General features: G+C 61.2%; 12 protein-coding genes and 1 tRNA gene. 6 read left to right on the top strand and 7 right to left on the bottom strand.

Annotated features, from left to right (window positions below):
• The first annotated feature begins 22 nt into the window (after positions 1–22).
• Positions 23–748 (top strand): hypothetical protein, encoded by a 726-nt coding sequence (locus FCS99_RS01505; RefSeq protein ID WP_138509836.1) that lies wholly within the window; start codon positions 23–25, stop codon positions 746–748.
• Here the strand turns inward: FCS99_RS01505 and FCS99_RS01500 are convergent.
• Entirely contained in the window at positions 745–1197 is a 453-nt protein-coding gene (locus tag FCS99_RS01500; RefSeq protein ID WP_138509834.1) for a YaiI/YqxD family protein, read from the bottom strand. The genes FCS99_RS01505 and FCS99_RS01500 overlap by 4 nt on opposite strands.
• The gene (locus FCS99_RS01495; RefSeq protein WP_138510541.1) at positions 1194–2321 is read right to left on the bottom strand and encodes a M14 family metallopeptidase; all 1128 of its coding nucleotides are present in this window, start codon (positions 2319–2321) and stop codon (positions 1194–1196) included. The genes FCS99_RS01500 and FCS99_RS01495 overlap by 4 nt, the downstream gene beginning before the upstream one ends.
• A 118-nt stretch (positions 2322–2439) precedes the next feature.
• On the opposite strand from FCS99_RS01495, the gene FCS99_RS01490 reads away from it, so the two are divergent.
• Positions 2440–2922: a hypothetical protein gene (locus FCS99_RS01490; RefSeq protein ID WP_138509832.1), complete on the top strand. Its 483-nt coding sequence runs from the start codon at positions 2440–2442 to the stop codon at positions 2920–2922.
• Here FCS99_RS01490 and FCS99_RS01485 read toward each other — a convergent pair.
• Both FCS99_RS01485 and msrP read right to left on the bottom strand, forming a co-directional pair.
• Entirely contained in the window at positions 2865–3539 is a 675-nt protein-coding gene (locus tag FCS99_RS01485; protein ID WP_138509830.1) for a protein-methionine-sulfoxide reductase heme-binding subunit MsrQ, read from the bottom strand. The two genes, FCS99_RS01490 and FCS99_RS01485, sit on opposite strands and share 58 nt — an antisense overlap.
• Positions 3540–3541: 2 nt before the next feature.
• Positions 3542–4552 (bottom strand): protein-methionine-sulfoxide reductase catalytic subunit MsrP, encoded by a 1011-nt coding sequence (gene msrP / locus FCS99_RS01480; RefSeq protein WP_138509828.1) that lies wholly within the window; start codon positions 4550–4552, stop codon positions 3542–3544.
• A 228-nt stretch (positions 4553–4780) separates the two neighbouring features.
• Here msrP and FCS99_RS01475 point away from each other — a divergent pair, with 228 nt between their 5' ends.
• The 4 genes from FCS99_RS01475 to FCS99_RS01460 all read left to right on the top strand — a co-directional run bounded on the left by FCS99_RS01475 (position 4781) and on the right by FCS99_RS01460 (position 9877).
• On the top strand, positions 4781–6256 hold the full coding sequence (locus FCS99_RS01475; RefSeq protein ID WP_138509826.1) for a methyl-accepting chemotaxis protein: 1476 nt from the start codon (positions 4781–4783) through the stop codon (positions 6254–6256).
• A 101-nt stretch (positions 6257–6357) separates the two neighbouring features.
• On the top strand, positions 6358–7902 hold the full coding sequence (locus tag FCS99_RS01470) for a bifunctional GNAT family N-acetyltransferase/carbon-nitrogen hydrolase family protein (protein WP_138509824.1): 1545 nt from the start codon (positions 6358–6360) through the stop codon (positions 7900–7902).
• Between the two features lie 11 nt (positions 7903–7913).
• Positions 7914–8390 carry a GNAT family N-acetyltransferase gene (locus tag FCS99_RS01465; protein ID WP_171036199.1) on the top strand — a complete coding sequence of 159 codons (477 nt, stop codon included), beginning with the start codon at positions 7914–7916 and terminating at the stop codon, positions 8388–8390.
• Positions 8387–9877, top strand: a complete 1491-nt coding sequence (locus FCS99_RS01460) for a RimK family protein (protein ID WP_138509820.1) — start codon at positions 8387–8389, stop codon at positions 9875–9877. The genes FCS99_RS01465 and FCS99_RS01460 overlap by 4 nt, the downstream gene beginning before the upstream one ends.
• A gap of 39 nt (positions 9878–9916) precedes the next feature.
• Here FCS99_RS01460 and FCS99_RS01455 read toward each other — a convergent pair whose 3' ends face one another.
• The 3 genes from FCS99_RS01455 to FCS99_RS01445 form a co-directional block, all read right to left on the bottom strand.
• Positions 9917–10045, bottom strand: a complete 129-nt coding sequence (locus FCS99_RS01455) for an entericidin A/B family lipoprotein (protein WP_233352613.1) — start codon at positions 10043–10045, stop codon at positions 9917–9919.
• An 82-nt stretch (positions 10046–10127) separates the two neighbouring features.
• Positions 10128–10215: transfer RNA gene (locus FCS99_RS01450), tRNA-Ser, on the bottom strand.
• A gap of 121 nt (positions 10216–10336) precedes the next feature.
• Entirely contained in the window at positions 10337–13627 is a 3291-nt protein-coding gene (locus tag FCS99_RS01445) for a TonB-dependent receptor domain-containing protein (RefSeq protein ID WP_138509815.1), read from the bottom strand.
• Between the last annotated feature and the right edge of the window lie 218 nt (positions 13628–13845).

Here is a 13845-nt window from a genome sequence, read left to right as displayed (position 1 = left end):
CGTAATATCACGGGGGTGAGGCATGTATGATCGACTGAAACAGCTGGAAACGCTGCGCGCGAGCTTTGAACAACAGGGCTGGGCCTATGCCCACCAGATGTTCCCGCCAGAGGTCGCGATGGCCACGCTGCGCATGTTCGAGACCGAGCTGGGCAATTCGCGGGAAGCCTATGAGGGCATTTGGGGGAAGGGGCCTTTCACCGAAAACTTCTGTTTCGAGAACTATGCCTACCGGTCACCCTTCCACGCCACGATCCTGTGGACGCTGACGCCCTATATGCAAGCCATGACCGGCAAGGAACTCCTGCCCACGACGTCCTATTTCCGGGTCTACCGGAAAGGGGATGTCTGCAAGCTCCATGTCGATCGGGCGGCGGCCGAGTACGCGATCAGCCTGACCCTGGCCTACTCGGACAACATCGCCTGGCCGCTCTGGCTGTCGGAGGGCAATTTCGAGAGCGAGAATTCCAATCATTCGGCCGCCGCCGACATTCCCGAGGGCACGCAATTGCCCATGCTGAAAGTGCCCATGCTGCCGGGGGATGCGGTGATCTATGACGGGGTGCGCAAACTGCACGGTCGGGCCGAGCCCAATCCCAATGAATGGTCCGCCCATCTCTTCTTCGATTTCGTGGACCGGCACGGCCCCTATGCCGAGCATGCCTTTGATCGGCGGGGCGATATCTTCGTCCAGCCCAGCTCGTTCGAGTTTCCCGATGTGGACGGCCCCAAGGAAAAGGCCAGCTAGCGCGCCGCCTGACGCATGACGCGTTCGAGGCCGTCCAGGAAGGATGAGCGATCCTTCAGCGAGAAGGGTTTGGCGCCGCCGCGCGGGCCATCAATCGGGGAGGCGGATCGCAGATCCGTCATCAGATCCCGCATCGCCAGGGCCGAGCCGATATTGTCCGGCGTCCAGACCTGGCCCCGATGATCGATCGCGAGGCCGCCGGCCTTGATGCAGCGATCGGCGAGCGGAATGTCGCCCGTGACGCAGACATCTCCCGGTCCGATCCGCTCGGCAATCCAGTCATCGGCCGCATCCGCGCCCTGCTCGACGATGACGAGCTTGGCCCATTGTGAATTCGGACGGCGCAGTCCGCCATCGCACACAAAGATGATTTCGGTACGGTGGCGCTCGCCGACCCGGATCGCCTCATCCTTCACCGGACAGGCATCGGCATCGATGTAGAGGGTCACCGCAACTGGTCCACGAGCGCGAGCATGGCATCCAGATTGGCCGCGCCCAGCTTGCGGCACCGCTCCGGCGACCAGCCAAAATCCTCATCTGGCAGGTCCGCATTGTCCTTGAAGGGCATTTCCAGGGTCATCGCCAGGCAGCGGAATTCATTGGCGAGATAATTGGTGCAGATCGACAGGTCGGCCGTGCCGGGGGCATCGACGTCATAACCATGTTCGGTCTGGAAGTCGGGGCTGGCCGTGCACAGGGCCGTTTTGTATCCGTCGAGCAGGGCCTGGCCCTTGGCATCAAAATTGGGTGCGCCTTCACCACCGGCGATGAAATTGTAGGGCAGGGCCTCGTCGCCATGGACATCGAGGGCGAGGTCAATCCCGGTCTCCCGCATGCGATTGAGAACATGGAAAACCTCCGGGGAGTTTTCCGGTGTTGCCTTGTCCCACTCGCGGTTGAGATTGACGCCCTTGGCATTGGTGCGCAGGTGCCCGCGTTTACTGCCATCGGGATTCATGTTCGGCACAATGTGGAAAACCGCCTTGTCGCGCAGGACGCGGGCGACCGGATCCTGATCGTCCAGAAGACGGCCGAGAAAGCCTTCCATCCACCATTCCGCCATGGTTTCACCGGGGTGCTGGCGCGCCGTGACCCAGATTGTCCGCTTGCCGTCGCCCGGGTCACCGACCGTCAGCAGGTCCATGGACTGGCCGTCCAGCGTGTCCCCCAGGATTTCCAGACGCACCGCTTCATGGCCCTGCGCCCAGGCGATCAGGTCGAGATGGCGTTCCATGGAATAGGGCGCGAAATAGGCGAACCAAACCGTGTCGGCCTGCGGCGTGTGATGCAGGGTCAGAACGCCGTTCTCGAAGCTCGTGTCGATGCGGAACCAGGTTTCCCGGTCATAGGAGGCGCAGGCGCGATAGCCCGGCCAGCCTTCCAGATAGGCGGCCCCGCCGGCATTCTCGATCGCCATGGTCAGGGGCGTTCCGGCTGCACCCGTCACCCGGAAATGGAACCATTGATAGAAATCCGACCCGTTATCCTTGCGGATTTCCAGGCGGATCCGGTCTGGCTGGGCCGCGTCGAGGACGTCGATATTGCCACTGTCAAAGGCGTCGGTGATGTGCAGGCTCATCGGATCGGGCTCCAGGCTCGCGAAAGGGTGACTGGTTCGTGACGCTGATAACGCATATTGGCGAAAGCGAACATGGGGCGCCTGCAAGCCCCGTCAGCGAGGGAGTTTAGTCATGCGTGTCTGGATCAGCCGGATCATCCATATCGGCCTGCCGCTTTTCATCTGCGCGATTTTCCTGGATTCGCTGCGCTACAAATTCACTGACGCGCCCGAAACCCAGGTCATTTTCGGCTTGCTGGACGCCTGGGCAGCCAGCTGGGGCGCGGCCGGCCTGTTCGGACCGACCGGCCTGTTCAGCCAGTATGTGATCGGCTCTGCGGAACTGGTGGCGTCGGCGCTGTTCCTGTTGGGCTTCATTCCATCCCTGAAACGCCTCCAGGTCCTGGCCAGTGCACTGGGCCTGGCGATCATGACCGGGGCTGTGAATTTCCACCTGTTCACGCCGTTGGGCATCGACCCCAACCAGGATGGCGGCGGCCTGTTCGTGGCCGCCTGCCTGGTCTGGCTGTCTTGTTTGACGCTTCTGATCCTGAAGCGTCAGGACGCCATGGCCTTGGCCTGTGATCTTTTGCGCAGCGTCCGGACCAGCCGGTAGCCCAGCAGCAGGGCCAGAATACCGCCATGCACCCAGGGCATGATCTGGTTCCCCTTGGCCATGAAGCCGTGGTGAAGCACAGCGATGATGGCGAGCGGATAGACCAGCCAGTGCAATTGCTGCCAAGGTCGCGGACCCATTAACCGGATCATCGCGTTGAAGCTGGTCACGGCGAGGGGGATCAACAGGATGAAGGCGATCATGCCCAGCGTGATATAGATACGCTCGGCGACGTCTTCCCACAGTCCGGCCAGAGCGCCGGACACACTCATCCCGGCCGCGATGAACAGGTCCAATCCCAGATAGGCCAGGACATGCGCCAGCGCATACCAGAAGGCGGCCAGGCCGATGCGGCGCCGGACCTTCATGATGGGCAGCCAGCGGGTGAGGTCCCTGAACGGCGTGATGGCGAGGGTGATCAGCAGGATCCGGATCGCCGTGTCGCCGAGAAATCGGTGTGTCGTCTCGATCGGGTTGAAGCCCAGCGCATGCGGCATGCCGGTGAGCAGCAGCACCCATTGCCAGAGCAGCCAGAGGCCCGGCAGGGCGAGCAGCCAGAAGGTAAGGGGTTTCAGCCAGTGCTGGCCGACCACCCGCAGGAATGCATTGCGCGCCATGGTCAGTGGTTCTCGATCAGGTCCATGCCGGCGTAAAGGTCAGCGACCTGTTCGCCATAGCCGTTGAACATTTCGGTATCGCGGCGGGAAAAGAGACTGCCGCCGATCACGCGTTCACTCGCTTGGCTCCAGCGCGGATGAGCCCGGTTCGGATTCACGTTGGAGTAGAAGCCATACTCATTCGGAGCCGCGATGTTCCAGGAGGTCGGCGGCTGTTCAGACACGAAGCGGATTTTCGTGATCGATTTGATGGACTTGTAGCCGTATTTCCAGGGTACAACCAGCCGGACGGGCGCCCCGTTCTGGTTGGGCAGAAGATCGCCATAAAGACCGACCGCCAGGAAGGCGAGCTCATTCATGGCCTCGTCCATGCGCAGGCCTTCCACATAGGGCCAGTCCAGCACCGGGAATCGCGTGCCACGCATTTCGGACCGGTTGAGATAGGTCTCGAAGGCCACGTAGCGGGCATCGGAGGTGGGTTCGAAGCGGCGCAGGACATCGGCCAGGGGCACGCCGATCCAGGGGATCACCATGGACCAGGCCTCGACGCAACGCAGGCGATAGATCCGTTCTTCCAGCGCGTTATAGTCGATCACGTCTTCCAGATCGAAAGTGCCGGTCCGGGCAGCATGGCCCTCCACTTCGATCGACCAGGGCGTGACACTCATTCGGTGGGCATAGCGGGCCGGATCATCCTTGCTGGTGCCGAACTCATAGAAATTGTTGTAACCGGTGACCGCGTCATACGGGGTTTGCGGATCGCTGACCTGATAGGCCGTCTCCCGGTATTGCAGGCCGGAAGCGGAGCTCTCCGGCTGGGTCGTGGAATTCGCCAGGGTCGTATTGCTGGCAGCCGTGTTCTCGGCCTGGCTTTCCGAACTGCCACAACCGACCAGACCCGTGAGCGCCAGGGCGCCACCGGCCTGCATGATCCGGCGGCGGTCCAGATACAGATTGTGCGGTGTGACATCCGCTTCTCGGCCCTGCCAGGACCGGGATCGTTTGATGAACATGGGTAAAGGCCTTCCATCGCTTGACCCCTTACATCTTAGGGCGTTTTCGCCATGTGTCTGTAGGGCCGACGGTTTTGTGATGGCCCGTCAGAGTGCCGAGAGCGGGCGTTATTATATTTTATAAGGCCACCATTCCGGAAGGCTGGTGTTAACCATAATTAGATACCTTGAGGTTGCATTGATGACTGCCCCGTCCTAGCCGGGTGACGACTGAAGCAGGAGATTTACATGCTTCCCAACTTCCGGACTTCCAATCCTCGTTTGGAGGCCATTGACCGGGCCTATGCCGTGATCGAGTTTGATCCCACCGGATACATCCTCTCGGCCAACCAGAATTTTCTCGAGGCCATGGGTTATTCCGCCGAAGAAGTGATCGGCCAGCACCACAAGATGTTCCTGACCGACCGTTATGCGGCCAGTCCGGAATACCGGAAATTCTGGGAAGACCTCCGCAAGGGAGATCTGCAGGCGGCTGAGTTCCGACGCTTTGGCAAGAACGGTCGGGAAGTCTGGATCGAAGCGACCTACTCCCCGATTTTCAAAGCGAACGGCAAGGTCGAGCGCGTCATGAAGCTGGCCACGGATGTCACGGAGAAGCGGCTTCAGCGCTTTGACTATGAGAGCCAGGTCACAGCGATCAACGCCTCCCAGTGCGTGATCGAATTCGACCTCAAGGGCAATGTCCTGAAGGCCAACCAGAATTTCCTGGATTTCATGGGGTATCGCAAGGACGAGGCCGTGGGCGAGCACCATTCCCGTTTCTGCGATCCGGACTACGCCAAGTCCCAAGAGTACAAGGACTTCTGGGCCAAGCTGGGCGCCGGCGAATTCCAGGCAGGCGAGTTCCAGCGCTTTACCCGGTCCGGCGAAGAAGTCTGGCTCCAAGCCAGCTATAATCCGGTCTTCGACCTGAACGGAAAACCCGTGAAGGTCGTGAAGGTTGCGACGGATATCACGGCCATCGCGAAACGCCGCAAAGCCCGTGAAAGTGCGCAGACAGAAATCTATTCCGGACTCCAGAACGTGTCGGCTGCCGTCATCCAGTCCAACAGCCAGGCCTCAGCCGCGGTCGAGGATGCCAACGGGACGGCGACGAATGTCCAGTCCGTTGCTGCGGGCGCGGAAGAATTGGCGGCCTCCTTTGCCGAGATCTCCCGCAGTGCCAGTGAAGCGCTGACCATCGCGCGTGAAGCCGTGACGGAATCCGAGCGCACCTCGCAGATCATGTCGGGCCTGTCCGAAGCGACCCTCGCGATCGGCCATATTGTCGAATTGATCAATTCCATTGCCGACCAGACCAATCTTCTGGCGCTCAATGCCACGATCGAGGCCTCCCGGGCCGGCGAGGCCGGCAAAGGGTTTGCGGTCGTGGCCAATGAAGTGAAGGGACTGGCCAGCCAGACCTCCAAGGCGATCGAGGACATTTCCAAACAGATCCAGAATGTCCAGGGAACTTCCAGCGAAGCGGTGGACGCGATCAGCCTGATCACCGGCGTGATCGGAAAGATTGATTCCATTGCAGCCTCCATTGCATCAGCGGTGGAGGAGCAGACCGCCGTGACCAAGGATATCAGCCACAACATGCAGGATGCGGCGGAGAATGTGTCCAAGATCACCTTGGCCATCGAGGATATTGCCCAGGCGACGCGGACGGCCGAGGATTCGACCCGGCAGGTCACCGAGGCGGCCAACGCGATCCGCTAGCTGCCGACCGGATAATCCGATGCGCGTCGTACGGGGCAAATCCCTTGACGTTAAAGGTGATATGACCATCTGCTGACTGGTACAGCGGAATGGATCCTGACATGCCTCGCCAAGCTTCTCGCCCTGCCTTGCACGTCCGCCAGGCAGAACTCGCCGACATACCGGGAATCGTCGCCCTGAGCGGCAAGGTCTACCTGGAAATGGGGGCCTATTCCGAAAGCATGATCCAGGGCCAGATCATCAATTTTCCCGATGGTCAGGTCGTGGTCGAGTATGAGGACGAGATCGTTGGCTATGCGGCCTCTTTCCTGATCGACGAAGCGGATGCCCTCAGCCCCCACACCTGGAGCGAGATCACCGGCAATGGTTATGCGTCGCGGCATAATCCGCGGGGCGAGTGGCTTTACGGCATGGAGATCTGCGTCGATCCCGATCGCCGTCGTCTGCGGATCGGACAGCGTCTCTATGATGCGCGCAAGGAGTTGGCGGAGCGCTATGAGCTGAAGGGCATCGTGTTCGGTGGTCGGATGCCGAACTGGCGCCGCCGCCGCAAGCAATATGCGAGTCCACAAGCTTATCTCGAAGCCGTGATGGCCCAGGAAGTCAGTGATCCTGTCATTCGCTTCCAGACTCGGATGGGATACGAACCACTGGGTGTCCTGAAGGGCTATATGCCGGATGACCGGGAATCCGGCGGCTATGCCACCCACATGGTGTGGCGAAACCCCTACGCAGTGGAACGCAACCGCGATGACCACCCCACGAAAGGTTCCAAGGAAGTCGTGCGGGTCGCGACGGTGCAGTTCCAGCAGCGCCGTGTCTCGAGTTTCGAGGAGTTCATGTCAAACATCGAATACTTCGTCGATGTGACCTCGGACTATCGATCCGACTTCGTGGTGTTCCCGGAACTCTTCACCCTGGCCCTGCTGTCCCTGGAAGAAACGCCGCTCACCCCGGCGCAGTCGATCGAACGCCTGACCGAATACACGCCGCGCTTTGTCGATGCCATGCGTCAGCTGGCGATCAGCTACAATATCAACATCATTGGGGGCTCACACCCGACCCGCACCGATGATGGCGAGATCCAGAATGTCGCCTATGTCTTCCTGCGCGACGGTTCGGTCCATGCCCAGGAGAAGATCCATCCGACCCCCTCGGAACGCCATTGGTGGAACATCCGGGGCGGCGACGAGATCATCACCATTCCGACCGATTGCGGCCCGATCGGCGTGCTGATCTGCTATGACAGCGAATTCCCCGAACTGGCCCGCAAGCTGGTGGATGCCGGGGCCAAACTGCTCTTTGTGCCCTTCTGCACGGATAACCGGCAGGGCTATATGCGGGTGCGCTATTGCTCCCAGGCCCGGGCGATTGAAAACCAGTGCTATGTCGTGATGGCCGGGAATGTGGGAAATCTGCCGGGTGTGGAAAACATGGATATCCAGTATGCCAAGTCCTGCATCCTGACCCCGTGTGACTTCCCCTTTGCCCGTGACGGGATTGCCGAGGAGTGCACCGAGAATGTCGAGACCGTGTCCATTGCCGACCTCGATCTGACGGATCTGGATTGGGCGCGTCTGGAGGGCACGGTGCGCAATCTGCGCGATCGCCGTTTTGATCTCTATGCCGTCAAATGGGCCAACTGAGCACACCGGTCATGATCCGTCTGGCCGGCCGGGATGATCTGGACAGCATTGACGTGATCGAACGCGAGAGCTTTCCGCTGGACCGGTTCGCGCGCCGCAATCTGCGCCGCATGCTGGCCGGTGGTCGAACCCGTTTCTGGCTGGCCAGCCGCGACGGACAGGCCGCCGGCTACGCGGCGCTGTGCTTCCGCAAAGGGGCGCGCATCGCCCGGCTCTATTCGCTGGCGGTCCGTGACGGATTCCAGGGGTCGGGGCTTGGATCAGCCCTGATCGATACCGTTCTGGGCGCAGCAGGCAAAGCCGGATGCCGGGCCGTGAGACTGGAAGTGCGCGAGTCAAACCTGCCCGCGCGAAAGCTTTATGAGCGGTCGGGATTTCGCTTGCTTTCCCGCCATTGCTCCTATTACGAGGACGGGGAAACGGCCCTGCGATACGAACGATCGGTCACGGCGCAGGACGCGTATAGACAGGAGACCGACCCATTGTGAGCGACTGGCTCATTCTCGTTGAAAATTCGTCCGATCTGGCCCAACACGAAACGCCGCACAAAGTGCTGCGCGTACGGGATTATCTGGCCAATCCGCGCCTGTTTACCGGCCGCCGACCCAATATCATCAATCTGGCGCGATCCTACGCCTACCAGTCGGAAGGCTATTACGCCTCGCTCCTCGCTGAGGCGCGGGGACACCGGATCATTCCCAGCGCCCAGACCATGGTCGAACTGTCGGGCAAGACGCTCTACGCCCAGGCCCTGCCGGAGCTGAATGCCGTTCTGGCCCGGGAGGCTCACGCAGCACTGGAGCCGGGAGCCCGTTTTCTCGTGGCTTTGGGACAAAGTGACATTCCGGCCCTCAAGAAATTCGCCCGTCTGGTTTTTGACTGGTTCCGGGTGCCTGTTTTGGAGATCCGGCTGGAGCCCGACAGCCTGCGGATCAGCCGCATCCGACCGCTGGCACCGAACGCGTTGAAGGGCGAAGCCCGACGCCTGTTTGTCGCTGCGCTGGACAGGCATACCCGGCGCGCCTGGTCCGAAGCCCGCGCAAAGACACCGGCCCGCTGGTCGCTGGCGGTACTGACCGATCCGTCCGAAACCCTGCCGCCGTCTAGCCCGGCCAGTCTGAAACGTCTCGCCCAGGTGGCGGCCCGCATGGGTGTGGAAGTTGCACCCCTGGGGCCGGGCGACCTGGCCAGCGTTGCGGAATACGACGCGCTCTTCATCCGGGCGACCACGGCGATCGACAATTACACTTACCGCTTCGCCCGCCGGGCCGAGCAGGAGGGCATGCCCGTCATTGACGACACCGCCTCCATGATCCGCTGCACCAACAAGGTTTTCCTGAAGGAATTGCTGGAGCAAGGCGGTGTGCCCATGCCGCAATCCGAAGTACTCGATGAATCCCAGCCTCTGGACGGGCTGATGGAGCGTCTGGGGACGCCCGTCGTGCTGAAGGCCCCCGATGGCTCCTTCTCACGCTCGGTCCACAAGGTCGCAACCGAACTGGAGCTGCGGGATCGCGCTCGGGCCTTGTTCAAGGATACGGCGCTGATCATTGCCCAGGAATACATGCCGACCGCCTATGACTGGCGCGTGGGCGTTCTGGATGGTGAGCCGCTGTTCGCCTGTCAGTACAAAATGGCTCGTGGACACTGGCAGATCATCAAGCACGGTGCGGATGGCAAGGTGAAGGAAGGGGGATCGGCCACGTTGGCGGTTGCAGACGCGCCCGCCGAGGTCATCGAAACCGCCGTGCGCGCAGCCCGGCTCATCGGTAGCGGGCTCTACGGAATCGATCTCAAGCAGAATGACCGGGGCGTGTTTGTCATCGAGATCAATGACAACCCCAATCTCGATCAGGATGTTGAAGGCGCCGTGCTGAAGGACGGGCTGTGGGAGGCCTTGATCCGGAGCTTCGAACGCCGGCTGGGGGGTCGGATTGGTGGACTTGGGCAGCAAACGGCCGCGCGGTCCGGTTAGGACGTGCCGCGCGGCCTGTCACGCTTTCGGCAGCAGCGCCTAGTCCGTGCTGTCCTGGACCGTCTCGCCGGCCCGTTCGAGATCCTGGCCGACACCACGGATCGTGTTGCAGGCAGTCAGGGAGAGGGCGGTCAGGGCCACCAGAATTCCTGTAGCGACTCGTTTCACGTTGGCACTCCTCATTGCTAGCGAGCGCCAAGCTTAGCAGGTTGCGTTGTACTGCCAACTGCAATCGGTGATTTGCCGGATGTGGCGGAGGGGGAGGGATTCGAACCCCCGGAACCTCGCGGTTCAACGGTTTTCAAGACCGCCGCAATCGACCACTCTGCCACCCCTCCGGATGACTAGCCAATAGCGGGCAAAGCCCCTGTCGCGCAAGCGGGTGACTGCGCTTGCAGACAGTAAAAGGCCGGACCCGTGCGGGCCCGGCCTTCGCCATTCTTCTGTCGGGGACCTGGCCTAGAAACGGCCGGCAATCGATCCCGTCGAGACATTGATGCCGAAGAAGAAGGTCCGGCCGACAGCGCCAACAGGGTAGGAGATGGAACCGGTGATCGGCTCTTCCTCGAACACATTGTTGATGCCGCCATAGAACATCACCCGGTCATTGACCTGGTAGGAGCCGGAGATGTCGTGACGCCACAGGTCACTCGTCCACGCATTGGTGAATTGGTCGGCTGTCTCGATCTCGATCCGCGGCGTGAAGGACAGGAATTCACCCCAATAGGAGGCCTGCCAGTTCAGGGTCAGGCGATCCGTCATCCAGCGCGCATTCAGCACATAGCTGTCTGCCGGCTGGCCCCCTTCATAGAGAAGATCGTTGACGATGCTCGGATCGGTCGGGTCTTCATAGCGCTCCAGGCGCTCGACATGGTTGCCCAGCACGGAGAGTTCCATGGAACCCCAATCCTGCATGCTCTCCATCAGGTCACCGAAGTCGAACGTGTAGGAGACCTGGTAGTCATAACCTTCGGTCTCGATACCGGCGAAGTTCAGCTGGCCTGTGGTGAAGCTCGACAGACCCAGGAAGGTCGGCGAACCCGTCGTGCGGTCACGTTCGAACTGGCCACAGAACTGGTTCGGGAAACCGGAGCTGTCATAGCAGGCTTCCAGGATTTCCTGCAGGCCCACAGCCGCGATCCCATCCTGGATCTCGATCGTGTAGTAGTCCGCCGTGATCGACAGGCCCGGCAGGAAGCTCGGCTCGAATACGAAGCCCAGCGTCACCGTATCGGCCGTTTCGACATCGAGGTCCGGATTACCCCCGGTAAACCCGCCGACGCGGGCGGTGAGGGGGTCTGTCCAGCCGACCGGAATACCGTCCGCGGCACAATTGGCGACCCGGTTGGCGGTGCCGTTATTGATATTGCCGGCATCACAGGGATCCAGAGGACGGGCGGTGGTCGAGGTGAGCGGTGAGAACAGCTCGTTCACATTCGGGGCCCGCACGGTCTGGGACACGGTCCCGCGCAGGCGCAGATCCGAATACGGCGCCCAGCCACCGCGCAGGTTCCAGCTTTCCGCGCCACCCAGCGTGGAATAGTCGGAATAGCGGTAGGCGCCTTCCAGGGTCAGTTCCTCGAAGAAGGGCACACCGATCAGCAGCGGCGCCGAGAACTCGGCGAAGACGTCGGTGACGTCGAAGCCACCGACAACCGGGTTCACCGGCGCGTTGACCGGGAAGATCAGCGAGCTGGTCGATGCGGCCCCGTTCGGGCTTTCCAGCGGGTCCGGATTGAACTCACTGTCTTCCTCACGGTATTCCGCGCCGAAGGCCAGACCGATCGGGCCATAGGGCAGTTCGAAGAAGTCGGACGTGTCACCGAAGATGACACCGGACAGCATGGTCTGTTCCAGCGTCCGGCTACGGTTCGTGGTCGTGGTGAACCAGTCGATCGCCTCCTGCGTCGGAGCGCCGACACCGAAGATGTTCACCGGAACACAATTCCCCTGACCCGGCGTGAAGGTGTTGTAGCCGGACCAGTAGCCCGCACTGGACAGGAAGGAACCGATCGGCGGCGTCGAGGGATCGATTTCGGACCGGCAAACAATGTCACCACTGCCCGGATCCACCACGGCGTCGGCGGCCGCATACAGGCGGTCGATCAGCAGCTGACCTTCCTGGGTGGAGTCGATGTCGGTGCGACCATAGTTGAGATAGACGTCATAGCTGAACGCGCTATCGCCCAGATCGCCTTCGAAGCCGGTCACGAGCCGCATGGTCTGGCGCTCGGTGATGCTGAGGGCGCGGCCCAGATCGGTCATGTCCCGACCCACGAGAATGTTGACGTCCTCAAGCGTGGTATAGCCCGGATTGTCATTCACGAAGGTCGTGATCGCATTGCGCAGATTGGTCGGGATGTACGGGTTGTCCCACTCGATCACCCAGGAGTCGAAGAAGCCGCCGACAGCCTGCGAGTTGTTCGTGGTGGTTTCCGAGTGCGAGAACTTGGCTTCCAGGTAGAAGCGATGATCCGGCGTGACGTCATAGCGTGTGGTGAAGTTGACGGTGAAGCGCTCATCATTCGGCGTGATCGAGCGCAGGTCTCGGCCGGAGCCGGTTCCGTCACCGCCAAAGGCGTTTTGCGTACCCGCAATCAAGCCATCCTGGAAGACGTCGGCATCGGCACCGGGAGAGCGCACGACGTGACAGCCGGCATATCCGCCGAAGCGCTGCAGCTGGGTACCGTTGATCGTCTCCAGACAGTCATCGATGCCGTTATTGTTGAAGTCGAAAATCGTGCCGTCCGCCCCAAAATTCAGGCCGGAGTTCGGATCGTTCGGATAATCTGCGAGGAAGGTCCAGCCGAACCAGTCAACCCCGATCAGGGCGCCATAGTTGGACAGGTTGAATCGCGGATACTCCATGATGGCGCGCGGCGCAGCGCCGGCGATCCGGTCACAAAGGGCGGTTTCAGCGCCGGCGGGCAGGGAGCCTACGCCGCAATGATCGGAAATCTGGTCTCCCAGCAGAATCTGGTCGATTCCATACTGATCGATGTCGGCCTGCTGAATGAAGAGGACCGGGTTCGGCCAGTCCGATGCTGCTCTGTCACCCCGGGTATGATCCCGGTCACCGGCATAAATGCCTTCAGAGCGTTCGGCGGCGAAGCTGAGAGTGAAATTACCCCGACCTTCGTCGAAATTCTCGCCCCAGGTCGTCTGCAGGGTGAAGTTCTGGGCATCGCCATCATCGGAAATGCCGAACTGGGCGCGCGTGTCGGTGCCTTCGAAATCATCCTTGAGGATGAAGTTGACCACACCCGTCACAGCGTCAGCGCCATAGACCGCCGACGCACCGCCGGAGAGCACTTCCACGCGCTCGACGAGGGCGGACGGAATGGTGTTGACGTCAACGGCGGCTGTCCCGGCCTGACCGGACACATGGCGGCGGCCATCCACCAGGACCAGGGTCCGGTTGGTGCCGAGATTTCTCAGATTGAGCGTGGCCGCGCCCTGGACACCCACACCGGCATTGGCGTTGTCGGCGGTCGTGTTCGAGCCGAGCAGGGCCGGCAAATCGTTGACCACGTCGGCAATCGAAATGTCACCCGACAGGACGACGTCATCGCCCGATACGGACTGGACCGGTTGCGGAGCGACCAGATTGGGGTCCCTGACAATGCGCGAACCGGTGATGACAATCGTGTCTTCGGTGTCGTCATCCTGGGCGAACGCCGGTGCGCCAAAACTGGTGACACCGACGAGAAGGGCCAGCGCACTCGTGCTGGCCGTCAGAATGGTTTTCATATTGTCCCCTCCAAGGTTGACCCGCCGGATTCCCAAAAACCTGACGGCAAGGTTTCAAAACTCTAATGATCCCGAAATGATGTTCGCTCGATCCGAGATGAAATGAGACGGATTTGCGACGAGCGACGGATGCCATCCGCGTGTTGCATCAGTCGCGGGCAGTCTTGCTCGCAGCTGCAGCACGATTTTCGGGTACGCTGGACCACAACATGGTTACG

Source organism: Maricaulis alexandrii (assembly GCF_005871165.1).
GTDB classification, from domain to species: Bacteria; Pseudomonadota; Alphaproteobacteria; order Caulobacterales; family Maricaulaceae; genus Maricaulis; species Maricaulis alexandrii.
Note: the sequence above shows the minus strand (reverse complement) of the source record. Positions and strands in the feature narration are given on the sequence as shown.

Bases quoted from the DNA above. Each gene is read 5' to 3' on its own strand.
- FCS99_RS01505 (WP_138509836.1), top strand. From the start codon at position 23: ATGTATGATCGACTGAAACAGCTGGAAACGCTGCGCGCGAGCTTTGAA.
- FCS99_RS01490 (WP_138509832.1), top strand. From the start codon at position 2,440: ATGCGTGTCTGGATCAGCCGGATCATCCATATCGGCCTGCCGCTTTTC.
- FCS99_RS01485 (WP_138509830.1), bottom strand. From the start codon at position 3,539: ATGGCGCGCAATGCATTCCTGCGGGTGGTCGGCCAGCACTGGCTGAAA.
- msrP (WP_138509828.1), bottom strand. From the start codon at position 4,552: ATGTTCATCAAACGATCCCGGTCCTGGCAGGGCCGAGAAGCGGATGTC.
- FCS99_RS01475 (WP_138509826.1), top strand. From the start codon at position 4,781: ATGCTTCCCAACTTCCGGACTTCCAATCCTCGTTTGGAGGCCATTGAC.
- FCS99_RS01470 (WP_138509824.1), top strand. From the start codon at position 6,358: ATGCCTCGCCAAGCTTCTCGCCCTGCCTTGCACGTCCGCCAGGCAGAA.
- FCS99_RS01465 (WP_171036199.1), top strand. From the start codon at position 7,914: ATGATCCGTCTGGCCGGCCGGGATGATCTGGACAGCATTGACGTGATC.
- FCS99_RS01445 (WP_138509815.1), bottom strand. From the start codon at position 13,627: ATGAAAACCATTCTGACGGCCAGCACGAGTGCGCTGGCCCTTCTCGTC.